Source organism: Microbacterium sp. NPDC058269, from assembly GCF_042881445.1.
Classification (GTDB): domain Bacteria; phylum Actinomycetota; class Actinomycetes; order Actinomycetales; family Microbacteriaceae; genus Microbacterium.
Genome location: NZ_JBHVXT010000002.1, coordinates 254,655 through 280,738 on the forward strand (window position 1 = coordinate 254,655; position 26,084 = coordinate 280,738).

Below are 26,084 nucleotides of genomic sequence, written 5' to 3' on the forward strand. Positions count from 1 at the left end.
GTCAGCCCATCGCGCCGACGTCATCGCGCATGTCGTCTGTCGCGTCCTCCATCACCTCAGGAATCTGGCTGTATCGATACGTCCCGACCTGATCCAATCGGGCGAGTGCCTGAACCGCCACATGCAGCTCTGCCAGAGGGACAGCCCTCACGGAGATGTCACGAGTACCTCTGTCGGCAATCGTGATCTTCAACTTGTTCGCAGGGAGCCATCGACCCACAGGGCTGACGACGGATTCGTAGTACAGAATCGACGATGCCCGGAAGAGGAATCTCCGGCGGAACAGAACTCCTCGACGAATCTCCACGACCCCGTCGCGCGAGAGGAAGAGCCTCGTCGGTGCACGCACGATCCAGAATGCGACGATGGCAATCAGAGTTGCCCCTGCCGCAAACGACCAGGCCGCGCCGATCAACGACTGGATGAGTATGATCACGCCGATCCAGAGACCACCGATGGTGAGCAGGCCGAAGATCCTCGACCGAGCGAGAAGGGTGCCTTCGTCGTGGCCCCGGAAGACGCTGCGAATCGCTGAGGTTGCCTCCTGCGCCGTCGCATGAGGTGACACGAAATTGGGTGGGTCTCCCTCACCCGATCCGCCCGACACGCGAACGATACTGCGACGAGCCAGACGGAACAGGAGTGGCTGGTGCAGGTCGAGCAGGGTGATGTCCGCGGCGTTGATCGTTCGCGTTCTCGTCGAGAGCAGTCCCTGTCGGGTCTCGATGAGTTCCTCCGTCTGGCGGATCCGGAAGTTCGACATCTCCACCAACCGGGAAACGACACCTGTCGCCGTCGCCAATGCACACATGCCCGCCAGCACGACGATCAGCATCTCGACCGGCAGCTGGGTCAACCACTGCCACAGATGGAATGAAGTCTGAATGATGTCGCGTTCCAAGAACTGCGAGAGCAATCCGATCGCGGCGATGGCGAGGGGGAAGATGACGTACCACCGCGAATGCGTGAAGGCGTACAGCCAGATACCGGCGCGTGTGAAGTCCTCGGTGTCGTCCGAGAACCGTACATCGAGAGCACCCACGGTCTGGGCGCTCTCGATGTGGTTGCGCAGTTCAGCGATGGCTGCGGGAGAAAGCGCTTTGAAATGAACATCGCTCGTTTCCCCGGCACCGTGCGCAACCCTGAGCTCCGAACGCCCGAACAGCCGCAGAAGCCAGGGTGTTTCGACGTGCACACCCCGGACGGTCGACCACGGAACCTGCAAAGAACTCGAGTTGACGTACCCTGACCGGTAGATGAGCTCGGACTCGAGGAGCTGATACGTCGTTGTTCGCCACTCGGCCACGGCGAGTACGAGGCGCACGACGAACCCGACGATCAGGATCAAGTAGACGGCGAGCGGTACGGCCTTGCCGACCAGCGCGCTGATGAGAAGGGCGACCGCGAGACCGAGAGTGCCGCCGAGGAGGGCGCGAACACAGACGATCGCGACCATGACGCGGCTGTTCCTCTCAACCATGATCGTCGGGAGCATGCGCCGAGCGGACTTCTCGTTGCAGAACGGCGAAGGCGTCGTCCGTGACGCCGTCGATGTCGATGAACGATCCGGGAACCCGGAATCGCACCTTCACCAGCCCGAAGGATCGCAGGATGGGTCCCTGGCGCCGCTCGACGATGAGGATCTGCTGCATGGGGACGAAATTCTCTCGCCTGAAGATGACGCCCGCCGACGTATGGATTCCGTCAGGTGAGACGGAATAGCGAAAGCTGCGCACAGTGGCCGGCGTCAGCCATGCGAGCTCGATGATCAGAACGATCACTGCGAGTACGAGAGCGGCGAACACGACGGGGATCTGCAGGGCCGGGATTCCGAGCACCAGACTGACGGCAGCGATGAGGAGTATCGCCCACACTATTGCCCCGCGCAAGATATCGACGGCTACGGCCTTGGGCGCCAGTTGCATCAGATTTCTTTCTGTGGTGAGTCGAGTGGGTGGTGATGGCCTCAGTCTACCCCGAGGCCATCACCCGGAATTGATTTAGCCGAACATCTGAGCGATAACCCTCGCCACTTCTTCAGGCGACATTCTTGCCAGCATCTCGCCCACGCGCTTCGAGTTGTTCCACACCCAAGCGACGGCCTGTGCGCCGTACTTCGTGACCAGCTTGATTACTGTACCCATTTACTGTTTCTCCGTTGCGTTCTCGATTACGACACCCGAGTCCTCGTTGGCTGATGTCGAGTATGTGTTGATGGACAGTCGCGACACAAGATGTGCTTTCGCGACGTTGTGTGTCACCCGCCGCTGATGATGCTGGTGATGGTGCGGATGATCCAATCGATGGACTTCCCGGCATCGATCCATTTCTGAACCGTGCCCCAGTTATTTCGCGCCCAATTGACGACCCGCACTCCCGCGCCGCCGATTTTAGCCAGAAATGACAACATAGATTTCCCCCTTTCTGTTCAGTGAGACATTCGAGCAGATTGCTGCCAGGCTCTTCTGTCGCCTGACCGTCGAAAAGCTAACACGAAGAAAGGAGCGTGATTGCGCGGTGCGCCTTAAAGGGGATCAAAGTTGAAGTTCGCGGTACAAATGTATGTCATTGCAATGCGTCACGAGGTCGAATCGTCGTGAGGAGGTACGAAAGTACCGACGGGTGTGGACGCGTGACCACACTTCGAGTGGAAGGAAGGGCGACGGCCGGAATATCGGTGTCCGGTGGATGATGTCGCGATAATGGACTGTGAGCAACGTGCGGACCATCTTCCAAACATCCGGCGCGTCGCACGCATTTGAGGCCCCCGCTCCGATGAACACGGCTGAGCGGATGGTCCTCCTCGTGGTCGTCGGCGGCGCGATGGGCACCATTCTGCTCACGGCGGCTCTCGGCAACTCGTTCACTCTCGCGGTCTTGCTCGACCTGGGGGTCACGGGGCTCTTCGCTGTGTTCTTGGTCTCGCCGCCGATCGCCGTGGCCATGTTCGCTGCGGCGATGGTCCTCGCGTTCCTGACCGGGTGGGATGGGTCCGCCTTCACGGCACTGGCCGTGGCCACCGGAGTGGTGGTCAGAACCGGATCCACGCGCGTGATCATCGTCTTCGCCGGACTGCTGCTATTGAGCGCGGCGAAGATCGTCATGCTGCGACCTTCTGAGCCGGTCCTCATCGAGATCGGGCTCCTGATCGCGGTGGTCTCTGGTGCCGCAGGGCTGCTGATGCGGTCTGCGCGTGGCCGTGAACAGCGGTTGGCCGCGACTGCCCGAGAACAGGCATCCGTCATGGCGGAACTTCGTCGTGACGAGCGTCTGCTCATTGCCGACGAACTGCATGACGTCATCGCGCACGACCTGACAGCGATCGCGATGCAGGCCAGGGTCGTCGAACGTCAGGACGATCCGGTGCTGCGGGCCGAGATCCATCGTGAGATCGGTGACGCGGCTCGGCGCGCGCTTCGGGACGTTCGACGCCTCATCGAGCCCGGCCACGGCGAGGTGTCGACAGGGCAAATCGAAAACTTCGAGACGACACTGACTGACATGGTGGCGACGTTGCGCACTGCGGGATACTCACCGGCGGTGAGTTCGAATCTCTCGCAACCTGTACCTCGCATGATGGACTCTGCTCTGGCACGCGTTCTCCGTGAGAGCACCACGAACGTCCTGAAACACGGACGGAAGGGGCCGGTGCGTATTCACGTCGAAGCAGATGCGCAGACCATCTCGCTGCAGGTCAGGAATCGCCGTGGCGTCACCGGCCTGCGCAACCGTCTGCCTTCTGGAGGATTCGGAACGACACGCCTCGCAGAGAGAGTCGGTCTTCTCGGAGGTGAGTTCACCCAGACGATCGAGGGCGATGAGTGGGTGGTGCGGGCGGCGCTGCCACTGGCGTGAGCTTCCGTCCGGCGACCGCCTCCTGTGCGCTCCGCAGTGCCCTGCGCTAGGCGGAGCCCTGCTCTCCGCGGCGCGGAGGGCTACGCGGATCTCGGCGGTGCGGTCGACGAGCGCACGATGAGCTGAGGATCGGTGGAGGGCATGTCGCCGACCGCATCGTGTCCCTCGATCTGGGCGATGACCCGGAGCGCAGCCGCACGGCCCATCGCCTCGAAGGGCTGGCGGACCGTCGTCAGGGCGGGGGAGGCGTAGGCGGCGAGGGCGATGTCGTCGACGCTGACCACGGACACATCGTCGGGCACGCTGCGGCCGGCCTCGTGCAGGGCGCGGATCAGACCGAAGGCCATCTCGTCGCTGCTGACGAACACGGCCGTGGCCTCGGGGATGGCGGCGATCGTGCGACCGGCGCGGTAGCCCGACTCGGGCGTCCAGTCGGCGGGGATCAGCGGCGGGGGCACGATTCCACGGTCGCGGAGGGTCTGCTCCCACGCCTCGCTGCGCTGCTGCGTCTCGGTCCAGTAGTCGTCGCCGGAGACATGCCAGACGGTCTTGTGCCCGAGGTCGAGCAGGTGCTCGACGGCGAGGCGGGCGATCGCACGCTGGTCGACGGCGAGCGGAGCATCTTCGTCGAGGGAGGTGCGCTCGCTGCGGGTCGCGGGGGTGCGTTCGGTGCGCGCCCGCATCGCCGGGCTCTCGAGCTCGACCGGCACACCCAGGATGATGCCCTCGGCTCCCTGACGCTCCAGGCGGTCGAAGGCCTCCAGGAACGCCTCGGCCGACGCATGGTCGGCGACAGCCGCCGTCGACACCGTGTATCCGTTCGCGGCAGCGGCCTGCTGGATGCCGACACCGAGCGCGGCCGACGAGTATCGGTCGGTCGAGACCACGATCACGCCCAGCACACGGGTGCGGCCGGAGGCGAGAGAGGCGGCGGCGGCGTGCACGCGGTAGCCGAGCTCTTCGACGGCGGCGAGCACTCGTCTGGCGGTATCCGGACGCACGTTGTCCTGTCCGGACATGACGCGCGAGACGGTCTGCGTGGAGACTCCGGCGAGCTGGGCGACATCGACCTGGCTGGGGGCGCGGTCGTCTCTCGGGCGACGAGGTGACATGTGCTCAATGGTAGCGATCAATCGGCGTAAATCCAGGAGGCGGCGAGTCGTGTGATGCGATAATGTGAACGCAAACACTCGTGCTTGGAGCGCTATGTCTGACCTTCTCGCCTCGGCTGTCGACGGCTCTTCCGTTGCCGTCGACGCCCCGGCCGCCGCGTCGCCGATCGGCGCGCCCACCCTGACCTGGCGTGACGGGGAGATCCTCCGCGACGGTGTCTCGCACCGCATCCTCGCCGGCTCGATCCACTACTTCCGGGTGCACCCCGACCAATGGGAAGACCGCCTGCGCCGACTCGCCGCGATGGGCGCGAACACCGTCGACACATATGTCGCATGGAACTTCCACGAGCGCGTCGAGGGCGACGCGCGCTTCGACGGATGGCGCGACATCGAGCGCTTCATCCGCCTCGCCGGAGACGTCGGCCTGGATGTCTTCCTCCGTCCCAGCCCCTACATCTGCGCGGAGTGGTCCAACGGGGGCATCCCGTTCTGGCTGTCGGGCCGCGTCGCCGCGTTGCGCACCAGCGACGCCGGATTCCTCGCCGCGGTCGACGCCTGGTACGACGAGCTGATCCCTCGGCTCGTCCCGCTCCAGGCTTCACATGGCGGGCCTGTCGTCGCGGTCCAGATCGAGAACGAGTACGGCTCGTTCGGCAGTGATTCCGCGTATCTCACGCACCTGCGTGACGGGCTCCGTCGCCGCGGGATGGTCGAGATGCTCACGACCGCCGACGGCATCACGGGCGACATGATCGAGCACGGCAGTGTGCCCGGTGCCCTGGCGACGTTCACCTTCGGTACCGGTGTCGCGAGGGCCGTGGAGCTGCGACGCGAGGGCGATGCGCTCATGTGCAGCGAGCTGTGGGGCGGCTGGTTCGACCACTGGGGAGAGCGGCACCACGTGCGATCCGCCGCGAGCACCGGGGGCACGATCGAGGAGCTGCTGGCTGCCGGCGGATCCGTGAGCCTCTACATGGCGCACGGTGGCACCAACTTCGGGCTCTGGAACGGCGCGAACCACGACCGGGTGCTGCAACCGACCGTGACCAGCTACGACTCGGATGCGCCGATCGGCGAAGACGGCACCCTCAACGAGAAGTTCCACGCGCTGCGGGCGATGTTCGCGCCCTTCCACGCGAATGAGCTCCCTCCCATCCCCGCGTCGCCGCGGCGGCAGGCCTCGGCGACCGCATCGCTCGAGCCGCGCGCCTCCCTGCTCGAATTGATCGCGACTCTCCCCGTGACCGGCGACATCTCGCCACGGCCGCGCACATTCGAAGAGCTCGGCACCGAAGACGGTCTGGTCGCCTACGAGGCGGACGTGTCCTTCCCCGCCGAGGCGACGCTCACGATCGACGGACTCCATGACCGTGCCGTGGTGTTCCTCGACAGTCAGGCGATCGGGGTGCTCGAGCGCGACGGCGAGACCTCTCTCGCTCTGCCCGTCGACGGCGGAGCGGGCCAGCTCACGATCGTCGTCGAGAGTCTCGGGCGGATCAATTACGGTCCATACACGGGCGAGGGCAAGGGCATCATGCGCGGCGTGATGATCGGTCGGCGGCTGGTGAACGGCTGGGCGCACCGCCTGGTTCCGCAACATGCCCCGACCTCGACCTCCTCTGCGTCGGATGCATCCGACGGTGTCGCCGTCGCCTCGTTCGACGTCGTCGAGCGGCTCGATGCCTGGCTCGCCTTCCCCGGTGGCTCGAAGGGGATGGTCTGGCTCAACGGCTTCCTGCTCGGCCGGTACTGGAAGATCGGGCCGCAGGAGACGCTCTACGCACCGGCACCGCTCTGGAAGGTGGGCCGCAACGAGATCGTGGTGCTCGACACCGATGGCCTCGGGTCGACAGTGGAGATTCGTGAGGAACCCTCCTTCGGCGAGACCGAGGAGTTCATCGGCTCCTGAAACGGATGCTCGAAGAGCCGTCCCGCGCGTGTGTGCGGGGCGGCTCTTTTTCGGCTGGGTGCACGACCTTTGGCCAATGTTTGCGCTAGCTATGGCGTAATGCTTGATATACCGGCTTGCGCATGCCTATTGTGATAGCGCAAACATCGATGCGAGTCATTGATGACGATCTGCGGCGCATCGGGGCGTCTGTACTCCCGGACGTCGCTCCGACCGAGAGGCAAGACGTGTCGAAACCTTCCCGACCGCCCCGCGCTGCCGTCGCCCTCAGCTCCCTGCTGGCGACGGCTCTCGCATTCGGCGGTGTGCTCACCCAGACGCCGGCCGCGCAGGCCGCCGACCTGATCCCGGTCCCCAAGACCGACTACCGCCTGCACGCGGTGTCGAGCGAATCCGACCCCTACCCGGCGCCGCCGTCTCTCGATGGAACCGCCCTCGGCGCATTCGACGGCGACTTCGCGACGCAGTGGACGTCGAGATACTCCGCGAACGCCCCGTTCCCGCACTGGCTCGTCGTCGATCTGCAGCGATCGCTCTCGGTGAAGGCGCTCGACTACTCGGTCAAGAAGGGACAGGGCGTCGCTGCCAAGACGGTCGAGGTCTACGTGACGGACGATGCCGACGTCGCGCGCAACTCGCCTGCGGACGGCGGGTGGGGCGCGGCCTCGGGAACGGCGACGCTGCACGCGCCGACCGCGAACGACGAGAAGCAGCGCATCACGCTCGACACCGCGAAAGACGGTCGGTACGTGGCCCTGCTCGTGATCGACGCGCAGGGGACCACCGGCGGAGGCGCCGGCGAGATCGAGGTGCTCTCCGACGAGCAGCTGCCGCCGATCGTCACCGAACCGGAGGTACCGGACACCGACGAGACGGTCGAGATCGCCGACGGCGGCACGACCGCCGTCGTCTCCACCGAGTTCCCGCGCATCACGGGGTACCGGGTGGGTGGTGAGAGTATCGCGGGCCAGCGCACCTCGGCCAAGACCTGGTCGGTGAACGGCGCGAGCTACGCGTCGGAGACCACCTCGACATCCTCCGCCACCGGCGTCGACTACGTGTCGAAGCTCGCCGGCATCGACGTCACCGTGCGCAGCAGCATCCGCGTCGCGAGAGACGGCACAGTCGGGTTCGAGGTCACCGCCGTCGACGGCACGGCGACCGTGACCACGCTCGGGCTCCCGGACAACGCCTTCCTCAGCGCGAGCGCTGCAGATTCCAAGTCGGCGCTCGATCGCACGGTGATCAGCCCCGACAGCACGAAGAACGCCGACGAGCACATCGCGGTGAACGCCTCGACGGCGACCGGCCAGAAGGGGGCGGCCTTCGCCTTCCTCGGCAACGGCGCGCTCGTGGGCAGCGTGATCACGAACGCGACGACACAGGCCTCCGGGGGGACCCCCTCCTGGAACACGCGTCTGACCACGCGCGTGACCGAGGCGGCGGGGCGCACGGCCGAGATCGGGTCCAGTGCCTGGCTGATCCATCCGACCACCGCCGTCGACAGCCGCGTGACCACGTACGCCTTGCCGAAGGTCACGGTCCTCCTCGCCGCCGACCGCAACGGCGATGCAGAGGTCGACTGGCAGGATGCCGCCATCCGCTACCGGGAGGTCGACACCCCGCGTCTGGGCGCCGACCGGGTCGCCGAGCGTGTGGTCAGCCGCATCCCCTTCAACTTCGCCTCCAGCGCGACGAACTACTTCGACCTCACCCTCGACAACACCAAGCGCATCGCGAACCAGACCGACGGTCTCGGACAGTGGGTGCTCAACAAGGGCTTCGGCAGCGAGGGTCACGACTCGGCGAACACCGATTACGGCGGGAACTACAACGAGCGCGCCGGTGGTCTCTCCGACCTGAACACCCTTGTCGACGAGGGCGCGAAGCTCAATGCCGACATGAGCGTGCACGTCAACGCCACCGAGATCTACCCCCAGGCGAACGCTTTCGACTCCGCGATCCTCGACGGGGCGGCACCCTACAAGCCGAACTGGGAATGGCTCGACCAGTCGTACTACATCAATCAGCAGACCGACCTGGGGACCGGGCGGGTGCTCGACCGCTTCCAGCAGCTTCGCGACGAGGTTCCCGGCCTCAGCGGCGTCTACATCGATGTGTACTACTCCAACGGCTGGGTCGCCGAAGAGCTCGCCGACGAGCTGAACGGCATGGACCTCGAGGTCGCGACCGAATGGGGCGACAAGTTCGTCGACAACACGGTCTGGTCGCACTGGCCCAACGACCTCGCCTACGGCGGCAAGGACAACAAGGGCATCAACTCCACGATGGTGCGCTTCATCCAGAACGGCCAGGCCGACGTCTGGAACGACGACGCTCTTCTCGGCCAGCAGCGGCTGATCGACGCCGAGGGGTGGCAGGGCAACCGCAACTGGGACGGCTTCGTCGACAACATCTGGAAGCAGAGTCTGCCGACCAAGTTCCTGCAGCATTTCGACCTGCTCACCTACGAGGCAGGTGCGGCGGCGACGTTGACGGACGACGTGGCGGTGCGCATGGACGGAACCACCAGGGTCGTCACGATGGACGGCGCCACGGTGCTGCGCGGCGACTCGTACCTGTTGCCGTGGCAGTCGCTGGCGTCGAACGAGGACGCAGGCTCGCCGGTCGACGCCGACAAGATGTACTTCTACTCCGCATCCGGTGGCGAGAAGACGTTCGGTCTCACCGACGCCTTCCGCGGCAACACCGCCTTCGATGTCTTCGAGCTCGGTGACCAGGGGCGTATCAAGATCGGCACGGTGAACGCGACCGACGACGAGCTCACACTCAGCGGTGACAAGGGCGCGGCGTACGTCGTGGTTCCGCAGGGGGGTGCACAGCGCGCAGCCGTCGAGTATCACGATGCCGGCCTCGACGACCCGGGGTTCAACTCCGGTTCGCTCGATGGCTGGAACCCCCAGGGCGATGTGACGATCGAACGCACCGACCTCGGCAGCGCGAAGAACGAGTCCCGCGGCGACAACATCGCCGTGCTCGGGGCGGCCGCCTCGTCGATCTCGCAGACCGTGACCGGGCTCACCCCCGGGCAGCGGTACGCGTTCTCGGCCCAGGTGCAGATCGATCCCACGGCGACGCGCGATGTGAGCGTCTCGGTCGACACCGGCTCCGGTGCGGTGACCCGCACGTGGAACCTCTCGCCGACGTACAACTACATGCGGGCCGACTCCAAGGCGGGACAGTACTACCAGCGCGGCTCGACGTCGTTCCTCGCTCCGGCCTCCGGTGAGGTCACCGTCTCGGTCGGCGCCGTCGCGGGTGACGCGAAGGTCCGCATCGACAACGCCCGCGTCTCGGCAGACACCACGTCGCCGTTCGCGGCCGGCACGGTGTACTCGAACGACTTCGAGGGCAACGAAGCGGGCTGGGGACCGTTCGTGAAGGGCGACGCCGGCGGTATCGAAGATCCGCGCACGAGCATCTCGCGCCGTCACGACCCGTACACGAGCAGCGACTGGCGCAACACTGCCAGGCCGTTCGATGCGGGGCCCCGTGCCGGCTTGGCCGTGGACACGACGCTCGACGGCGAACACTCGCTGATGTCGCACTCCGAGAACAACGGGCTCGTCTACCGCACCGACCCGTCCCGCGTGCCGCTGCAGGCAGGACACTCCTACCGCATCGGGTTCCACTACCAGGTCGGGGCGAGCGGGGCGTATCGCTGGCTGACCGGCACCGATGCCGTGGCGGGGGGCAAGGTCACGTCGACCACGCTCAGCCGCACCGGGATCACGCAGGCGCACGAGACAGCACAGTTCTCGCAGGACGTGATCGTCGGATGCGGCGACTACACCTGGGTGGGACTCGAGCGCGTCGGCGGACCGGAGGTCGACTTCATACTGGACGACTTCACCGTCACCGACCTCGGCCCGACGGCCGGCGGCACGCCCTGCGCGACCGTGTCCGGCGACACAGGCACCTTGAGCCCCGGTGCACAGACTGCGTTCACGACCACCTTCACCAACAGCGAGTCGATCGGCGTCGAGAACATCGGCGTGCAGCTCGAGGTGCCGGAGGGCTATCTGGTGGAGGTCGCCGACGGCTCGTCGAACCTGTTCGATGAGGTCGCGGCCGGCGACAGCGTGAAGACCACATGGCTGGTCACCGCGCCGGCGGCGGCTGCGGGTGCGACCGTCGGCATCGGGATCGCGGCGACGTACCTCGCGGACTGCGATGTGCGCACGGTCAGTACGACGCAGGAGGTGTCGGTGTCTTCACGGGCACGCATCCCCAACGCGCAGGTCTCCGTGACGGCGAGCTCCGAGGAGACGGACGGCGAAGACGGTGCTGCTGTGAACATGCTCGACGGTGACGCCGGCACGTTCTGGCACAGCCGGTGGAGTTCGCCGGCGACGTCGTACCCGCATGTGCTGACGTTCGACCTCGGTGCTGCCGAGAAGGTCGACGGCGTCTCGTACTTGCGCCGTGGGGCCAATCAGAACGGTCCGATCAAGGGCTACGAGGTCGCCGTGTCGACCGACGGCCAGACGTTCACGCCGGTCACGTCAGGGGAGTGGAAGAACGTGGCCGAGTGGCAGGACGTGGACTTCGCGGAGACCACGGCCCGCTACATCCGCGTCACCGCCACGTCATCGATCTCGGGAACGCAGTTCGCCGCGGTCGCCGAGATGGCGATCTACGGATCCTCGGCGGCCCAGGGTGGGCATGCGCCGAAGACGCGTCCGGCCGATGACCTGAGCGCGTGCAACCCGGCGACCGATCCCCAGCTCGGACTCGATGCCGACTCGGTGCGCGCCGGGGACGCCGTCGGCATGGCGCTCACGGGCTTCGGGCCGCGCTCGACGGTGTCGGTGTGGCTCGACGGCGTGAAGCTGACGGACGCCACTGTGGATGAGAAGGGCGCGTTGACGACCCGGCTGCTGATCCCGGCGAACGCCGAGCTCGGAAAGCACCGGGTGATCGTGCAGGACGCGGCCGGTACGGAACTCGCGAGCGCTCCGTTGAAGGTCAAGAAGGCGAAGCCGGGGAAGAAGGCGACCGTCACGGCATCCATCGGATCGGTCGCCGCGGGAGCGACCCTGACGGTGCAGCTGAGCGGCTTCGAGCCCGACGCGCTGGTGCAGCTCTGGCTGCACTCCGAGCCGGTGCGCATCGGTGAGGTGACGATGTCGGCCGACGGTGATGCTGTGGCGACCGTCTCGATTCCGAAGGGGACACCGGCCGGGGCGCACGCGCTCGTCGCGACGGATGCCCAGGGCGTCGAGCTGGCCAGGGGTGCCCTCGCGGTCACCGCCGCCCCCGGAGGGAGCGGCAACCTCGCGACCACCGGTGCCGACGGAGCGATCTGGGCGGGCGCGGCTCTCGCGGCGATGCTCGCGATGGGCCTCGGCCTGACGCTCTGGGTGCGGAGACGCCGCCACTGCTGACGCATCGACCAAGAACGGCCCGGAGGCTCATCCTCCGGGCCGTTCTGCGTCCCCTCCGCCTCGCTCATCCCCGTCGTCGAGCGCGATACGTCGCCGAGTGCACGGCTCGTCTTCGTGCATACCCGTGCGCTCGCCGAGATCCCGTGCACTCGACGGCTCTCGCGCGCTCGCAACAGAACCCGCGGGCACAAGAAGTCCGCCCTCGGCGCAGTGCCGAGGGCGGATGGGGTGCCGGGCGGGGCCCGACGGGTGGGGAAGGGATCAGCCCTTCACGGCGCCGGCGGCGAGGCCGGAGCGCCAGTACTTCTGCAGGGCGAAGAACAGCAGCACCAGCGGGATGACCCCGAGCAGGGCACCGAGCATGACGGCGCCCTTGTCCGGGGCGAAGTAGCTCACCATGCCGTAGAGCCCGAGGGTCACGGGCTTCAGATCCTGACTCGAGATCATCATGAGCGGCAGTAGGAAGTTGTTCCATGTCGCCACGAAGATGAACAGGAAGATGGTCACCATGGCGGGGCCGAGCAGGCGCATCACGATCGTGAAGAAGATGCGGGCCTCGCCGGCACCGTCGATGCGCGCAGCCTCGAGCAGCTCGGTCGGCACCGACGACTGCGCATAGACCATGCCGAGGAAGACGCCGAAAGGAGACACCGCCGAGGGGATGATGATCGCCCACACGGTGTTCGTCAGCCCCAGGGCCTGGAACTCGATGTACAGCGGCACCGTCAGCAGGGCTACGGGGAGCAGGAGCCCGGCCATGATCACGCCGACCGCGATCTTCTTGCCGGGGAACGCGAACTTCGCGATCGCGTAGCCGGCCATCACCGCGAACAGGGTGCCGATGACACCTGCGCTCACGGAGTACAACATCGAGTTGCCGACCCACCGCCAGAACAGGCCCTGGGTCCAGTTCATCAGGCTGTCGTAGTTGGTGTCGAGGTTCCAGTCGGCGAACCAGAAGCCGAAGGTCGAGGTGAGGTCGGTGTTGTTCTTCGTGGAGGCGACGACGAGCCAGTAGACCGGCACCAGGAAGTACAGCGTCGCGACGACGAGTGCGATGATGCCGAACACCCGCGTGAGCGGGCTCGGTGCGATCGAGGGCGGCGGAGCATCCGCATCGCGCGGACGGCGAGGGCGCCGACGCGTGGATGCCTCGGTGGTGATGAGGCGCGTGGTGGTCATGCGTCGCCCTTCCGGCGCTGCAGCAGCGCGTACACGATCGCGAGCACGCCCGCGATCAGAGCCATGAGCAGGGAGTAAGCGGATGCCGGGCCGCTGCCCGACGGCGAGATCTCGCCCATCATCGTGTTGTAGGTGAGCATCATGGGGGTGAAGTCCTTGCCCATCCACGAGTTCGCGGCCTGGAGCACGACCGGCTCGTTGAAGAGCTGGATGGTGCCGATGATCGAGAGCAGCACCGCGAGGAGAGCCGCACCCCGCACCAGCGGCACCTTGATGCGCATCGAGATCTGGAAGCCGGATGCTCCGTCGAGGCGGGCGGCCTCGTACAGGTCGCGGGGCACGGCCTGCAGCGCCGAGAGGAAGATGAGCATGTTGTAGCCCGTGTAGGTCCAGGTGGTCATGTTCGCCATCGAGAAGAGGATCGTCCCCGGCGCCATGAAATCGGTGCCCTCGGGGAGGAACGGCAGGAAGGGCGACACCTCCGGCGTGTAGAGGTAGAGCCACATCATGGCCGCGATGATGCCGGGAACCGCGTAGGGGAGGAAGAAGGAGAGCCGGAAGAGCGTCGGGCGGCGCACGATGAACGAGTCCAGCAGCAGGGCGAGACCGAGCGCGACGAAGATCATCACGGGGATCTGCAGCGCGGCGTAGAGCACGACGCGACCCATGCCCGTCCAGAAGGCGCCGTTGGTCGCGGCGGTGACGAAGTTCTCGAGACCGACGAACGTGTCGACGAGCTCGCCGCCGCCGTAGAGTCCGTCGCCTGCAGGCACCTGCGCGAAGAACGACGACCGGATCGAGACGATGATCGGCACCAGGAAGACCAGCACGAACAGCACGGCGAACGGCGTCATGAACAGCCATCCCGTGAGACCTTCTCGTCGGGTCCCGAACCGGCGCCGGCGCGCGGGATCCGCGGGGATGCGCGGTGTCGGCGCCGGTGTCGCACCCCGCGTTTCGGTCACTGTGACCATGGTGTCGCCTCTCGATGTCAAGACGACGGCGGAGTGCACGATTGCGCGTGCACTCCGCCGTCGATCATCCGATGATGCCTTCTCGTCGACTCACTCCGCGACCGGAAGGCCGAGGTCCTTCAGCGAGGCCACTGCGGTCTCCTGAGCGGTGGTGAAGATGTCGGCGACCGATGCGGTGCCGGCGACGGCCGCTGCGGCGGTCTCGTTCATCTTCGACAGCGTCGAGAAGCCCGGTGCGTACGGGAAGTCCGGGTTCAGGTTCTCGGTCGCGGTGCCGAGCTCGGCGAGCACATCCTGACCGCCGAACTGGCGCAGCATCTTCTCGGGGGTCTCCACGTCGCCCTTGGCGGCGACGACGAGACCCTGCGAGGCGAGGTCGTCGACCTGCGTGTTGAACCAGTCGTTGAACTCCATGGCCTCGGCGGGGTGCTCGCAGCCCTTCATCACCGAGACGCCGGAACCGCCGTCGGGCCCGCTCATGGCACCGGCGCCGAAGTCGGGCAACTGCGCGACGCGCCACTGGCCCTCGGCCGGTGTGCCGTCGAGCGAGTCGAGGAGGAATCCGGCCTCCCACGCGGCTCCGACGTGGCCGATGAGGCTGCCGTCGTTGAGGGCCGCGGTGAAGCCCTCGCCCCAGCGCTCGGTCGCGAGAGTCTGCTTGCCGTCGAGCAGGCCCTGCCAGAACGCGGCGACGCGCTCAGAGCCTTCGCCCTCCGCATCGACCTTCCACTCGTCGCCGGCGGTGCTGAACCAGGTGTCACCGGCCGCAGCCGACTGGGCGGCGAGCCAGTTCTGCGCCTCATCGGGCGTGAACGCGGTGACGTACTTGCCGGCTGCTGCCGCCGTGGCGGAGTCGGCCGTGAGGTCGTCGAGCGTCTTCGGCGCGTCGAGGCCCAGCGCCTGGAACTCGGCCTCGTTGTAGAAGTACACGAGGGGGCCGGTGTCCTGCGGGAGGCCCACGATGGCATCGCCGACCTTCATGCCGCTGAAGGCTCCGGCCGAGAAGTCGTCTTCGTACTTCTTGGCCTCGTCCGCGACGTCCTGCAGCAGTCCCTTGACGAACAGTTGCGGCACCTCGGAGTAGCCGGTCTGCGCGAGGCAGGGTCCGTTGCCGGCCTTCACATCGGTCTCGAGCTTGAGGATCATGTCGCTCGACTTGCCGTCGAACTTCGTCGCCTTCACCTGGATGTCGGGGTGCTCGGCGTTCCAGCGGTCGACGATCTCGGACGCGGGGGTCATGCCCTCGCCGTCGGGGAGGCGGTGCAGGTACTCGATCGTGATGGGTTCGCCGCTGGCGCCGCTGTCACCGGAATCGCCGGATGAGCAGGCGGCGAGGCCGAAGGCCGACACCGCGCCGACCGCGACGATCGCGGCAGTGCGGGTGAAGCGAGGGGTGATTGCCATGCTGTTCTCCTCTTTGAGGTCATGTTCCTGCGGATCGCCCTGGGCGGGGGAGTGACGCCGAGGCGTCGTCGATCACAAGCACATCAAATCAGAAAATGTTTGCGCTCACAAGCCTGGGATGATGACATCTCAGCCGAAACCGCGATGTCGAAAGGGAGCGCTGACATCGGGAGTCGACACCGTCGGGGATCGCGCTCAGCGGGCGTGGACCTCGTCGCCGACACGGATCACGCCGCCACCCCGCGGATGGTGGTCATCCGCAGCGGGCCAGCCGGGCAGCAGCAGGCGCCCGAGGGTCGGCTCCTGCTGCGCGAGGGCCCCCGTCAGGGTGGTCAGCACCTTGGCGTCCCGCACTCCGGTATCGGGGTTCGCGTGCGTGGCCAGGCAGCGCACGATGGGGCCGGCGGCATGGAAGTTCAATTCGCCGATCCGCACCTCGCCGGTCCAGTCGAGCTCGCTCCACGGGGCGACGTCGTCGATCACGACGTTCGAACGGAAGCGTCGATCGTCGATGCTCATCCCGAGCGCTTCGCCCAGTTCGCGAACGCTGCCCTGTCCGTGTACCGAGACGTAACCGCGGGGGCGGTCCTGGAAGCGAGACGTCTCCCCATCGCCGACGAGCACGAGCGGGAGTCGTCCGGGGCGTCGTAGGCGACGCCCCTCGGGGGTCGCCAGGACGAAGTCGGTGACGGCATCGGTCAGCTGGCGACGTCCGTCGCCGTCGATGGCCGCCTCGACGAGCACCGAGCCGGCGTATGCGATGCGGATGAGTCGCGTCTCGTCGTCATAGCTCGTACGCAGCGCGGCCAGTGCCGGGAAATCCTGGAGTGCGAGTCCCTTGGCCTTGGGCCAGTAGTCGTAGCCGTCACGATCTTCCGGCTCGGCGGCATCCGCGAAGCGGAAGGCGAGGACGCGGTCTCCGGCGACTCTGCCGTCGGACTGCACGGTCAAGGAGTCGCGGCGCTCGGGAGTGAGCCCCTTGATGGGGTGACGATAGAGGGCGACGACGCGGGCCATGAGGAGATCCTCTCAGCTGTCGACGCCCGAGCATGACGGATGAAGACCTGGCGCCGAGGGTGTGTTCCCGGCGCCAGGACACGACGAGACACCCGCACGTGGTGCGGGTGTTTCGAACAGAGGGGCGGTCAGGCCTTCTCTAGCTCGTCTTCGTCTTCGTCTTCGTACTCATCGGCCCACTTGTCGACATATGCGTCTTCGTCGGTCGGATGAGCCAGCTCGCGCTCGAGAGCGGAGTAGTTCACCGACGGACTGTACGCCTTGAGTTCGCGGGCGATCTTGGTGTGTTTCGCCTTCTGACGGCCACGGCCCATGCGCGAGACCCCCTCACGAGTTAAGCTGCGGGCTGTTCAGGCCCGAGGCATTTCACGACACCGGCTAAAGGCCGGTAAGAGTAGCATTCAGAATAGCACGCGGGTAAGACCCTCTGGCTGATGCCAGGCTGGTGAAGGGAACGATCATCATGACCGACAACACCTCCACTCCGTCCGACGAGGCCGCACAGAACGCGGCGCTGCAGAAAGCCGTCATCGTCGGCATGCAGTTGGACCAGGACCGACACGTGATCGATGAGGCGGTCCGCTACGCGCGGCTGCTGAACGCGCCCCTCGTGGTGGCGCACGTCGATGTCACGCGCTTCGTGACCTATGAGGATCCGGATGGCTACGTCCACTCGGCTCCGATCGACATCAACTTCGACGCCGGCGCCGCGGAGTTCGAGGCGGTGGAGGCGTCGGCCGCCACTCTCCTGGCAGGGACCGATGTCACCTGGACGGCGCGCCAGCTGGTCGGCGATCCGGCCCTGGCGATCAAGCAGCTGGCAAACAAGCTCGACGCGCAGCTGATCGTCGTCGGCACGCGCAAGCGCGGCATCGGCGAGTCGATCAGGGAGTTCTTCACCGGATCGGTTGCCGCGCGTCTCGCCCATCGACAGCATCGCTCGATCCTGGTCGTGCCGCTCGGCGAGTCGGTGCCGGACGAGCAGAAGGAGATCTGGCCCGAGAAATAGCGGCCGGTCCGCGAACGCAGAAGAGGCCCTGTCGGCGATACGCCGGCGGGGCCTCTTCTCGTCGTGGATCACCCCATGTGGATGACGATGCCGTGACGCCGCGCCGACGGCGCCTGCGGCGCGAGCGGTGCGGCGCTGGGCGGTGCGGCGCTGGGCGGCTGCGGCGTCGGAGCGGGCGATGCCGTCCGGGGGCGAGCACCCTCCAGCCGCGGACGTGCGGCTGGAGGATCCGACGCGGTCACGAGCGTGGAGTGCTCAGGGCGACCGTCACGCCGCGTGCCGCGGTGTCGAGTGCCGTCTCGAGTTCGGTGACGACCGACGGCGACAGGGTGCCGCCCTTCGCGATGTGGGTGCGCAGGTCGGTGCGCACCCTGGCGCGGAAGGCGTTGATCACGGCGTCTGCGCGATGCATCTCCTCGCGGCTGACGAGACGGGAATCATCGGTCGCCGTGCGGGGACGGTTCTTCGCTGCGGTGCGCTCGCCCTTCTCCGCCGCTGCCAGGTCGGCGCGAAGGCTCTTCATCGCGTCCTGCACGCTCTGTCGCACCTCGCTCGCGATCAGGCGCACGGAGTCGGTGAGGCCGGCCTCGATGCCCGCGAGGTCGCCCTCGCGCGACGCGAGTTCGGCCCGACCGGCCTCGGTGATGGAGTAGATCGTGGTGCGGCCGTCGACGGTCTTGGTGACCAGGCCCTCCTCCTCGAGCTTCGCGAGCCGCGGGTAGATGGTGCCGGCGCTCGGCGTGTAGGTGCCGCCGGTGCGATCGGTGAGCGACTGGATGATGCCGTAGCCGTGCTGCGGCGCCTCGGCGAGGAGCGACAGCAGGTACAGGCGCAGGTCGCCGTGGGAGAAGACCGCGGGGCTCATGCTTCCCACTCCGGATCGTCGGTGATCGACGCCGGGGTGCGACGGAGGACGGTGACCCCGCCCGAGACGGAGTTCGCACGCAGGTCGACGAATCGTCCGGCGAGCTCTCCGGTCGTGCCGGTGTAGTTGCTGGGGCCCGAGGTGCTGCGCTCGACGCCGTCGATCAGCAGGCGTCCGCTCAGCGACCGGATGACGTAGTTCGCGGCGAGCGACTCGTCGAGGCGCACGGTGGTGCCACCGGAGACCGAGTTGACGTTGATGGTGTTCACGTCGCCCGCGGCATCGACCAGCGTGGAGCCGGACACGATGTCGACGGTCGCACGGCGCACGGCTCCGGTGACGGCCACGTCGCCCGAGACGCTGTTCGCGCTGATCGAGCCGGTGAGCCCGCGCACCTGCACGTCGCCCGAGACGGAGTTGACCGTGAGGTCGCCGATCAGGGTGTCGACGATGATGTCGCCCGACACGGTGTTGAGCCGGGCATCGTTGCGGAGCCCGGAGACCAGGGCGCCGGCGCTGACGACGCCGAGGTTCAGGGCGATCGCGCGGGGGACCGCCACGCTCACCTCGGCGCGGGGACCGCCCGAGCCGAAGTTGCGGAACACCTCGAGGAAGTTGTCCCAGCCCAGCTGCGGGTGGTCGATCTCGACCTCGCCGTCGTGGGACTCGATACGCAGGTCTTTGGTGGTGACGCCGTGCACCTCGATGCGGATGCCCGGTTCGTCGTGGGCGATGATGTCGACCTGTCCGCCGACGAGGCCCACCTTGAGGCGGGTGACGGATTCGATGTCGATGACGCGTTCCTCGCCGGGGGCGATGAGCCACTTCTCGGTCATGTCTGCTTCTCCTGGGTTGAAGGTCACGATATATCGTGTGTTGCCACGATAACACGATATATCTCGATCCTGTCAAGGCTTTCTGAGAGATAGTGCTCCGCGGCGACGAATCCTGGCGCCCGACGTCACGAGCGGGAGAGGTACCACGCGGCAGACGAGGGCGCCAGTGAGAACGGCGAGGTGAGGCTCCCCGTGAACACCTGGGCGAGCTTGTCGACATTCAGGTGTCGATCGGCGGCAAGGAATCGATAAGCGGGATGCGTCGCGATGTCCGTCATGATCGCAGAGTCACTCCGTGGCCCTTGTGCCGGGACGCCGAGCAGATCGAGCAACGTGGACACCGTGATGGGTTCGGCATTCCCGGCGTGGAACACCTCCGCTGGCCACCGGCGCGGGCTGACAGCGAGTTCGGCGAGTACGCGTCCCAGAAGCGTGGCCTCAATCGCGGTGTGGCGCGCCGAACCCGCGTCTCCCAGCGTGCCGAATCTGGCCAGGAGGTCACGGATTCCGTCAGCGACCCAACGGTCTCCGTGGCCGAGCACCAGATGAGGTCGTACGACCGTTCCCCCTGCGTCGAGAACGATGAGTTCTGCTTCGCGACGTGATTGACTGCGGACCGTTCGCGGCGCGGGCTCTCGATCGCCTTCGGCCAGATCGTGAAGGCGGTGATCGCCGTATACCGCAGCGGTGCTGACGTAGACCAGGGGCCCGCGGGCGTTCGCCTGCCATTCTCGAACGACGTTGCGCGTGCCATCGATGTTGATCGATCTGCACAGGCTCGAGTCGCTCCCGACATAGGAGGCTGCGTGCACGACTGCCGCGGCGCCCGTCAAAGCCAGTCGGAGTGCGCGAGCGTCTCGAATGTCGACGGGGTGGCCCGCCGGTCCGATCTCACGCCGCGAGAGCGTACGGACGGTGACGCCCTGTTCGGCCAGGGCGGCCTTGGTATGACCGCCGATGAATCCGCTGCTCCCGATCAGCGCCACTTCTGCCGTCGACGGAAGGGAACCGGTGCCGGTCATCGGCGGGCACGGGCGGCACACGCGGCCGGTAGAGTACTGACGACCCCTGAACACCTGGAGACCTGATGCAGGAACGGGCTCGCACGACTCGACGGAGAATACTCGAAGGCGCCGCGGTGGCGATCCGTCGGTCGGGATACGCCAACGCTACGCTCGGGGATATCACGGACGCGGCCGGGGTGACGGCGGGTGCGCTCTACTTTCATTTTCGCTCCAAAGAAGATGTCGCTCGAGCTCTGGTCGACGAACAGCACCGTATCGTGCGTGAGGCCGCCGCCGAGATCCTCTCGGTGGAGCGCCCGGCCATCACGCAGATGATGCTGCTCTGCGAGGACCTCGCGCGACGATTGACGGACGAAGAGGTGGTGCGTGCCGGGGTTCGGCTCACCACAGACTCTTCCACCTTCGGCCGACCCGTCACGGATCCTTACCTCGACTGGCTCGAGCTCTTCACCGAACTCGCGCGTGCAGCCGATGCGAACAGGGAGACGAACGGCGAGATTCCCCCCGAGGTCCTTTCCCGTTTCATCATTCCCAGTTTCACCGGGATTCAGTTGGTGTCCGAGACGCTCACGGGGCGGGCTGATCTCCGGAGACGCGTCGGCGAGATGTGGCATGTCCTGGTGAATGCCGTGTCACACACCGACCGCAGAGTCGAGTTCATCGATGAGGCGGACCGGATCTTCGGAGATATCGGCTGAGGGGCTCGCCTGCAGCTTCGCCGAGGCGCGGACAGCATGCCTTCCATCCTGCACGATCATGAACTCGACATCCCGTGTGCCGGGACGAATGCGAACGTCGAGGAGGGCGTCCGTGTCGAACTCGACGGTGCGTGAGTAGACGGCCTCGAACGTCTCGAATTCGGCGGTGGGACAGCGTGTGAGTGCGGCGACCGATTGTCGGAACGCCTCTATCACGGCAACCCCCGGGACGTGGTCGAGTGGATGATCGAAGTAGAACGGGTGACGCCCGTCGACATCGAGGGCGATCTCGTCGCCCACCTGCCGGATGACCACGTCGATCTCGGAACGTCTTCCCATCTGGCTCGCGCGGATGTTGCTCGCCGGGCGTCCGGACGGCGGCTGTGCATCTGCGTGCGCACCCCGGATGCGTCGATAGGTGGAGCTGTCGACGATGCGCGCATCGCCGTACCCTGAAGCGAGGCTTCCCTGTTCATCGTTGAACTCGAAGCGGATCCGCGTGGACCGGAGCTGCCCATCCGCGGCGAACCTCGGCGACTCCGCCCATGCTCGCGCCTTCAGTCGGGTGCTCAGCCGCTGCGGGCTCGTCATCTCGAAGCCGAGCCCCAGCATGATGAACCGCTGGGTAGGTGCGACGCCATAACCGAGGTGGCAGATCATGATGGTCGACTGGCGGATCATCTCAGCGAGGAACAGCGAATCGAAACGGTCGCCCGCGAAGACTTGATCAGAGGGTCGTCTCAACGTGATCGCGAAGTCCGCACCGTTGTTGATGAACCCCGTGGGCAGCACGGAGCCGGATGACGATCGGTGCACCGTCGACCTGTCGATGGCGCAATCCTCGGTCGTGCCCGTCGGTGTCATCATCTGCTCCTCGACATGACAGTGATGAACGGATCGATCCTCAAGGCCCGCCGTGAGGCGAAGACGGAGACGACGAGGCAGAAGACGGCCACGACCAGTGCCAGGACAGGCACCGCGAGCGCGCCGGTGAGAACCAATGGCGGGGCGACACCGGGCACGAGCGTGACGACGAGCAACGCGCCGATCGACACGCCCGCCAGCGCACCGCCGAACGCGCCGGCGAGGCTGCCGGCCGCGACGTCGAGAGCGATGAGGTGCTTGACGTCGCGGGAGGTCCACCCGTGGATGCGGAGCAGTGCGAACTCCGGGGCTCTGCGTTCCAGGGAACCGCGCACAGCACGAGAGAGCTGGAGCAGCAGGAGGACGGCGCTCCCACAAGCGGCGACCAGGAGGATCTGCGGGAAGATCGCAAAGATCCCCGGCAGAGTTCCGAGTCGGTCGCCCACCGGCACGGCGGTGAATCCCAGATCGCGGAGCTCGGCGGTGACCTGCGGTACCTCGTCGGACGATGCGGAGGTCACGGTGACCGCCGTCAATCCGACAGTCGCAAGATAGTCGTCGGCAGGCAGGCCTCCCCGCGCCGCCAGGAGTTCGAGCACCAGATCTTCGGATGCGAGGGCGACGCCGGGACCATAGCCCTGCCAGGTCGACTCGTAGGACGCGACGAAGCGCACCTCGCGTTCGCTCAACTCGCCGGTGCTGTCGCCCGTCATTCGCGTGTACGAGACGGGAACGGCTTCGCCGACGAGAGCAGACAGGTCCGATCCGTCGGCTTTGTCCGGAACCACGATCCCGTCGCCGACGACCTCGCCTGCTGCAGCTTCAGGCAGATCCGGCGGGAGATTGGCCGGGTTCAGCACATGAAGCGTGAGGGCCCACGTGCTGCCGTCGGCGGCGTAGATCCCCACCGACGCGTTCGGAAGAACGTCCACGACTCCAGAGATCGCCGCCATCCGCTCCATGTCTTTCGACGTGATGCCGCCGATCTCGTCCTCCATGCCTGCGGCCGGCGTCACGTCGACCTGTGTCAGTGCTGTGCTCGAGACCTCCTGTGCCCTCACGAATCCCGAGAGCACGGCCACCGGGGTCAAGATGGCGCTCAGCACGAGTGTCGCGAAGGCGACGGGGAGAACCAAGTCTCGGGCGGTCGAGAATCGCCGGCGCACGGAGAGCGCGAACCACTGGCTGGGGCGGGGGAAACTCACAGCTCTCCACCTTCGGATTCGAGCGTCACGACGGCGTCGACGAGCTTCATCACCTGAGGGTCGTGTGTAGCGATCAGAACCGCGCTTCCTCGGTCGGCGATGGTTCTCAGCGCGTGCATCACCCGCCGACCGTTCGCCTCGTCCAGGCTTCCGGTGGGCTCATCTGCGAGGATCACGTCCGCTTCCTGGGCAATGGCCGCGGCGATGGCCGCTCGTTGGCGCTGGCCGAGAGACAGCGTGGAGGGAGCCGAGTCCGCCAGTTCGTGCATTCCGAGACCTTCGAGAACCGCGACGGCGCGCCGTCTGGACGCGCGTCGCGGTGGGCCGAACGCCAGAGCCACGTTCTCCCACAGCGACAGGTCTTCGAAGAGTGAGCTGTTCTGCGTTATCAACGCACGCGATCCGGCGGCGGAGGTGTCGGTTCCGTTCCACGTGACGCGGCCCGAATCAGGCCGAAGCACGGAGGCCAGGCAGGCGAGGATGGTGGACTTCCCGGAGCCGGATGGTCCGACCAGCGCCGTGACTCTGCCGGCGTGCGCGTGCAGATTGACATGGGAGATGCCACGCGCGCTCCCGGGGTATCGGTAACTCACGTCTTCAGCGACAAGCATCGATCACTCGGTCCAATCCTCGATTCGTGCACGGAGCAGTTCCAGTGGCAGTGGCCGCGCCTTGGCGACATAACCCGCCCCCTCTGATTCATCGATCAATGCGATCAGGCCGTCGAGGCTCGCCGACACGGCGTCGCGCATCTCGCTGTCGCCGCTGCCATCGGTGCCTAGTGCGTGAAGGATCACATAGCCGGCCGCCGACGGGTACTCCGTCGTCTGCATGGCAGCGGACGCATCCTCGATATAGTCCTGCTTCGATAAGGACAGAGTCTCCCAGCACTCCTTCTGGGACATGGCGAGCATCGCGAGCGACAAAGGAGCGTCCTGGGCCCATTGGTCCACCGTCTCGGGCGTGCAGCCCGGGAGTTCGAGTTCTGCGACGGCAGCCGCTTCGAGGATCCGCGCCGCCGACAGGTCATCGCCGGGTGCCGGAAGGCTCAGATCTTCGATGCTTGCCGTCACGGTGCTGCGGACCTCTTCGATCACGCTCGCGGGGCATGCGCCGGCCAGGGACTCGCACAGATAAAGGAAGTCGCTGGCCGAGCCCGCGTCGGACCATGCCAGGGGGTCGCCCTCCAGGGCCGTTGCGAGACCGTCCGTGATCCAATCCGGAGGCGTATCGATCCCCCGGGTCTTCAGGAGGGTGACCGCGTCGCGAGTCGCGGCGATGGTCCCCAGCCCTGTCGGCTCGTCGGTCCCCGTGCTGAACACCGCGTCGACGCGGCTCCACTCGGACACGGCCGCGGCGTTGTGCTCGAGAATGCCGGACAGCACGGCGCGTGGCATCTGAGCGGAAACGAAGTAGTACAGCACCGTCGGGTCATCCAACTCCGTCGTCGTGCTCTCCGCGCATTGCATGATCGTGTCGGGAAGCGTCGCTGCTCGTGACGCGGCGGTGGCCCACGCCTGTCGCCACTGCGTGCATCCTTCCGCCGCGATTTCCGACTGAAGCTGTTCGATGTCCTCGGGGGCCACCGTCGGCGAGGAGGACTCTGCGAGGAGCCCCTGATGTTGCAGCGAAGCAAACGGCAACGGAAAGCTCTCGACGGATTGATGCAGCCTGTCACGGATGTCGTGTGGCACAGCGGTCGCCGCCACTCCGTCACGACAGGCCATTGCGCTCAGGACGTCGGCTGCCAACACAGCCGCGTCCTCGTCATCGATCGACGGCAGGTCCTTCGCGGAGAGAGCGTCGAGGGAGGCGGCGTCGTCAGGCGAGAGAGCGCTGCGGGCCTTCCGGGAATCTCCAGAAGAGATCTCGCACAGTTGGGAGAAGATCGCCGGAGCATCCTCCGGCGAACGGTCGGCGAGCCGCCTCAGCTCGACGTCGTCGATCGGCTCGGGCTCAGCCCCGACGTACCGTTGGCTCATGGCGATGGCTGCGACTCCGGCGAGCGTCGCAGCTGCGGGTAGTTCGAGCGAAGAGTGCGCCAGGTCGTTGACGCCCCTCAAGCGGTCCACGTAGTCATAGGTATCGGCCTGAGTGGCACTCCGCTCGTCCTCCGGAGACGTGCAGCCGGTCACGCCGATCAGTGTCGCCGTGAGAGCAGCGATCGCGGGGACGGCCCCCGCGCGTCGTGGCCTCGGGTCTCGACCCGAGGCCACCGTACGCGTGAGGTCTACCACGACCAAACGTCGACGTAGTTCTTCACGCCCTGATGGACGGCGAAAGCTGCGCTGTTCGCGTGCACCGAGACGGTCAGCCCGGAGTACGAAGCCGTGCCGCCGAGGTCGGAGATCCAGGCGTTGTTGTTCGTCCAGCTCAGGGACTTCGCGGACGCCGACCCCCCGACGCTCACTCCCCCCGGCACCGAGATCGATGCGTTGACGCCTCGCGCCTCGATCGTCGCGGTGTTCTTGATGGTGGCAACCGACTTGGCGCTTCCGTTGACGGTCGCCTTCGATGACGTGGCGAAGTCGGCTCGACCGCCGCTCAACACGCTCTGGCTCCAGGCGTTCGCCTGAAGATTGATGTTGGTGCCCGGCAGCGTGACGCTGCGGCTGCCGCTGAAAGCCTGCGCGCTGGTGGCGCCGGCCACGATGAGCCCTACTGCCAGCACGGCCCCCGCGAGGGCCTTGGATCGATTCTTCATTGAATTCCTTCCGG

23 protein-coding genes are annotated in these 26,084 nt (G+C 66.5%); 5 read left to right on the forward strand and 18 right to left on the reverse strand.

Annotation, left to right across the window (positions count from 1 at the left end; all coding sequences use genetic code 11):
• Window position 1 precedes the first annotated feature (1 nt).
• From ACFVWL_RS09460 to ACFVWL_RS09475, 4 genes are all read right to left on the reverse strand, one after another.
• A complete protein-coding gene (locus tag ACFVWL_RS09460) occupies window positions 2–1,348 on the reverse strand; it encodes a PH domain-containing protein (RefSeq protein WP_387181565.1) in 1,347 nt (448 codons plus the stop codon).
• A gap of 124 nt (window positions 1,349–1,472) precedes the next feature.
• Entirely contained in the window at window positions 1,473–1,925 is a 453-nt protein-coding gene (locus tag ACFVWL_RS09465) for a PH domain-containing protein (RefSeq protein WP_387181568.1), read from the reverse strand.
• A 75-nt stretch (window positions 1,926–2,000) separates the two neighbouring features.
• Window positions 2,001–2,144, reverse strand: a complete 144-nt coding sequence (locus tag ACFVWL_RS09470) for an aureocin A53 family class IId bacteriocin (protein WP_387181571.1) — start codon at window positions 2,142–2,144, stop codon at window positions 2,001–2,003.
• A 113-nt stretch (window positions 2,145–2,257) separates the two neighbouring features.
• The gene (locus ACFVWL_RS09475) at window positions 2,258–2,410 is read right to left on the reverse strand and encodes an aureocin A53 family class IId bacteriocin (RefSeq protein WP_387181573.1); all 153 of its coding nucleotides are present in this window, start codon (window positions 2,408–2,410) and stop codon (window positions 2,258–2,260) included.
• Window positions 2,411–2,775: 365 nt separating this feature from the next.
• Here ACFVWL_RS09475 and ACFVWL_RS09480 point away from each other — a divergent pair, with 365 nt between their 5' ends.
• The gene (locus ACFVWL_RS09480; RefSeq protein ID WP_387181576.1) at window positions 2,776–3,855 is read left to right on the forward strand and encodes a sensor histidine kinase; all 1,080 of its coding nucleotides are present in this window, start codon (window positions 2,776–2,778) and stop codon (window positions 3,853–3,855) included.
• An 80-nt stretch (window positions 3,856–3,935) separates the two neighbouring features.
• On the opposite strand, the gene ACFVWL_RS09485 is transcribed toward ACFVWL_RS09480, so the two are convergent.
• Complete coding sequence (locus ACFVWL_RS09485; RefSeq protein ID WP_387181579.1) at window positions 3,936–4,967, reverse strand: LacI family DNA-binding transcriptional regulator; 1,032 nt, start codon at window positions 4,965–4,967, stop codon at window positions 3,936–3,938.
• Between the two features lie 94 nt (window positions 4,968–5,061).
• Between ACFVWL_RS09485 and ACFVWL_RS09490 the strand changes: the two genes are divergently transcribed.
• Window positions 5,062–6,879, forward strand: coding sequence for a beta-galactosidase family protein (locus ACFVWL_RS09490; RefSeq protein ID WP_387181582.1), 1,818 nt, complete (start codon window positions 5,062–5,064; stop codon window positions 6,877–6,879).
• 227 nt (window positions 6,880–7,106) lie between these two features.
• Window positions 7,107–12,287 carry an endo-alpha-N-acetylgalactosaminidase family protein gene (locus ACFVWL_RS09495; protein ID WP_387181585.1) on the forward strand — a complete coding sequence of 1,727 codons (5,181 nt, stop codon included), beginning with the start codon at window positions 7,107–7,109 and terminating at the stop codon, window positions 12,285–12,287.
• A 261-nt stretch (window positions 12,288–12,548) separates the two neighbouring features.
• On the opposite strand, the gene ACFVWL_RS09500 is transcribed toward ACFVWL_RS09495, so the two are convergent.
• The 5 genes from ACFVWL_RS09500 to ACFVWL_RS09520 form a co-directional block, all read right to left on the reverse strand.
• The gene (locus ACFVWL_RS09500; protein ID WP_387181588.1) at window positions 12,549–13,469 is read right to left on the reverse strand and encodes a carbohydrate ABC transporter permease; all 921 of its coding nucleotides are present in this window, start codon (window positions 13,467–13,469) and stop codon (window positions 12,549–12,551) included.
• Entirely contained in the window at window positions 13,466–14,443 is a 978-nt protein-coding gene (locus ACFVWL_RS09505) for a carbohydrate ABC transporter permease (RefSeq protein WP_387181591.1), read from the reverse strand. The genes ACFVWL_RS09500 and ACFVWL_RS09505 overlap by 4 nt, the downstream gene beginning before the upstream one ends.
• Window positions 14,444–14,533: 90 nt before the next feature.
• Window positions 14,534–15,847 (reverse strand): ABC transporter substrate-binding protein, encoded by a 1,314-nt coding sequence (locus ACFVWL_RS09510; protein ID WP_387181594.1) that lies wholly within the window; start codon window positions 15,845–15,847, stop codon window positions 14,534–14,536.
• Between the two features lie 195 nt (window positions 15,848–16,042).
• The gene (locus ACFVWL_RS09515) at window positions 16,043–16,864 is read right to left on the reverse strand and encodes an MOSC domain-containing protein (protein WP_387181597.1); all 822 of its coding nucleotides are present in this window, start codon (window positions 16,862–16,864) and stop codon (window positions 16,043–16,045) included.
• Window positions 16,865–16,992: 128 nt separating this feature from the next.
• Window positions 16,993–17,178: a DUF3073 domain-containing protein gene (locus ACFVWL_RS09520; protein ID WP_029263716.1), complete on the reverse strand. Its 186-nt coding sequence runs from the start codon at window positions 17,176–17,178 to the stop codon at window positions 16,993–16,995.
• Window positions 17,179–17,327: 149 nt separating this feature from the next.
• Between ACFVWL_RS09520 and ACFVWL_RS09525 the strand changes: the two genes are divergently transcribed.
• Window positions 17,328–17,873, forward strand: a complete 546-nt coding sequence (locus ACFVWL_RS09525) for a universal stress protein (protein WP_387181600.1) — start codon at window positions 17,328–17,330, stop codon at window positions 17,871–17,873.
• A gap of 238 nt (window positions 17,874–18,111) precedes the next feature.
• Here ACFVWL_RS09525 and ACFVWL_RS09530 read toward each other — a convergent pair whose 3' ends face one another.
• From ACFVWL_RS09530 to ACFVWL_RS09540, 3 genes are all read right to left on the reverse strand, one after another.
• A complete protein-coding gene (locus ACFVWL_RS09530; RefSeq protein WP_387181603.1) occupies window positions 18,112–18,738 on the reverse strand; it encodes a PadR family transcriptional regulator in 627 nt (208 codons plus the stop codon).
• On the reverse strand, window positions 18,735–19,574 hold the full coding sequence (locus tag ACFVWL_RS09535; protein WP_322957510.1) for a DUF4097 family beta strand repeat-containing protein: 840 nt from the start codon (window positions 19,572–19,574) through the stop codon (window positions 18,735–18,737). Before ACFVWL_RS09535 ends, ACFVWL_RS09530 begins: the two co-directional genes overlap by 4 nt.
• 125 nt (window positions 19,575–19,699) lie before the next feature.
• On the reverse strand, window positions 19,700–20,596 hold the full coding sequence (locus ACFVWL_RS09540) for an NAD-dependent epimerase/dehydratase family protein (protein ID WP_387181606.1): 897 nt from the start codon (window positions 20,594–20,596) through the stop codon (window positions 19,700–19,702).
• 65 nt (window positions 20,597–20,661) lie between these two features.
• On the opposite strand from ACFVWL_RS09540, the gene ACFVWL_RS09545 reads away from it, so the two are divergent.
• The gene (locus ACFVWL_RS09545; RefSeq protein ID WP_387181609.1) at window positions 20,662–21,297 is read left to right on the forward strand and encodes a ScbR family autoregulator-binding transcription factor; all 636 of its coding nucleotides are present in this window, start codon (window positions 20,662–20,664) and stop codon (window positions 21,295–21,297) included.
• Here ACFVWL_RS09545 and ACFVWL_RS09550 read toward each other — a convergent pair.
• The 5 genes from ACFVWL_RS09550 to ACFVWL_RS09570 form a co-directional block, all read right to left on the reverse strand.
• A complete protein-coding gene (locus ACFVWL_RS09550) occupies window positions 21,232–22,161 on the reverse strand; it encodes an AfsA-related hotdog domain-containing protein (RefSeq protein WP_387181612.1) in 930 nt (309 codons plus the stop codon). The genes ACFVWL_RS09545 and ACFVWL_RS09550 overlap by 66 nt on opposite strands.
• Window positions 22,161–23,366 (reverse strand): FtsX-like permease family protein, encoded by a 1,206-nt coding sequence (locus tag ACFVWL_RS09555; RefSeq protein WP_387181615.1) that lies wholly within the window; start codon window positions 23,364–23,366, stop codon window positions 22,161–22,163. The genes ACFVWL_RS09550 and ACFVWL_RS09555 overlap by 1 nt, the downstream gene beginning before the upstream one ends.
• Window positions 23,363–23,959 (reverse strand): ATP-binding cassette domain-containing protein, encoded by a 597-nt coding sequence (locus ACFVWL_RS09560; protein ID WP_387181618.1) that lies wholly within the window; start codon window positions 23,957–23,959, stop codon window positions 23,363–23,365. The genes ACFVWL_RS09555 and ACFVWL_RS09560 overlap by 4 nt, the downstream gene beginning before the upstream one ends.
• A 21-nt stretch (window positions 23,960–23,980) precedes the next feature.
• Complete coding sequence (locus ACFVWL_RS09565) at window positions 23,981–25,120, reverse strand: hypothetical protein (RefSeq protein WP_387181620.1); 1,140 nt, start codon at window positions 25,118–25,120, stop codon at window positions 23,981–23,983.
• Between the two features lie 476 nt (window positions 25,121–25,596).
• Complete coding sequence (locus ACFVWL_RS09570; protein WP_387181623.1) at window positions 25,597–26,070, reverse strand: hypothetical protein; 474 nt, start codon at window positions 26,068–26,070, stop codon at window positions 25,597–25,599.
• Window positions 26,071–26,084 lie beyond the last annotated feature (14 nt).

Bases quoted from the DNA above. Each gene is read 5' to 3' on its own strand.
- ACFVWL_RS09475 (WP_387181573.1), bottom strand. From the start codon at position 2,410: ATGTTGTCATTTCTGGCTAAAATCGGCGGCGCGGGAGTGCGGGTCGTC.
- ACFVWL_RS09540 (WP_387181606.1), bottom strand. From the start codon at position 20,596: ATGACCGGCACCGGTTCCCTTCCGTCGACGGCAGAAGTGGCGCTGATC.
- ACFVWL_RS09535 (WP_322957510.1), bottom strand. From the start codon at position 19,574: ATGACCGAGAAGTGGCTCATCGCCCCCGGCGAGGAACGCGTCATCGAC.
- ACFVWL_RS09550 (WP_387181612.1), bottom strand. From the start codon at position 22,161: ATGACACCGACGGGCACGACCGAGGATTGCGCCATCGACAGGTCGACG.
- ACFVWL_RS09465 (WP_387181568.1), bottom strand. From the start codon at position 1,925: ATGCAACTGGCGCCCAAGGCCGTAGCCGTCGATATCTTGCGCGGGGCA.
- ACFVWL_RS09525 (WP_387181600.1), top strand. From the start codon at position 17,328: ATGACCGACAACACCTCCACTCCGTCCGACGAGGCCGCACAGAACGCG.
- ACFVWL_RS09520 (WP_029263716.1), bottom strand. From the start codon at position 17,178: ATGGGCCGTGGCCGTCAGAAGGCGAAACACACCAAGATCGCCCGCGAA.
- ACFVWL_RS09500 (WP_387181588.1), bottom strand. From the start codon at position 13,469: ATGACCACCACGCGCCTCATCACCACCGAGGCATCCACGCGTCGGCGC.
- ACFVWL_RS09470 (WP_387181571.1), bottom strand. From the start codon at position 2,144: ATGGGTACAGTAATCAAGCTGGTCACGAAGTACGGCGCACAGGCCGTC.
- ACFVWL_RS09570 (WP_387181623.1), bottom strand. From the start codon at position 26,070: ATGAAGAATCGATCCAAGGCCCTCGCGGGGGCCGTGCTGGCAGTAGGG.
- ACFVWL_RS09530 (WP_387181603.1), bottom strand. From the start codon at position 18,738: ATGAGCCCCGCGGTCTTCTCCCACGGCGACCTGCGCCTGTACCTGCTG.
- ACFVWL_RS09510 (WP_387181594.1), bottom strand. From the start codon at position 15,847: ATGGCAATCACCCCTCGCTTCACCCGCACTGCCGCGATCGTCGCGGTC.
- ACFVWL_RS09490 (WP_387181582.1), top strand. From the start codon at position 5,062: ATGTCTGACCTTCTCGCCTCGGCTGTCGACGGCTCTTCCGTTGCCGTC.
- ACFVWL_RS09545 (WP_387181609.1), top strand. From the start codon at position 20,662: ATGCAGGAACGGGCTCGCACGACTCGACGGAGAATACTCGAAGGCGCC.
- ACFVWL_RS09480 (WP_387181576.1), top strand. From the start codon at position 2,776: ATGAACACGGCTGAGCGGATGGTCCTCCTCGTGGTCGTCGGCGGCGCG.
- ACFVWL_RS09515 (WP_387181597.1), bottom strand. From the start codon at position 16,864: ATGGCCCGCGTCGTCGCCCTCTATCGTCACCCCATCAAGGGGCTCACT.
- ACFVWL_RS09505 (WP_387181591.1), bottom strand. From the start codon at position 14,443: ATGGTCACAGTGACCGAAACGCGGGGTGCGACACCGGCGCCGACACCG.
- ACFVWL_RS09485 (WP_387181579.1), bottom strand. From the start codon at position 4,967: ATGTCACCTCGTCGCCCGAGAGACGACCGCGCCCCCAGCCAGGTCGAT.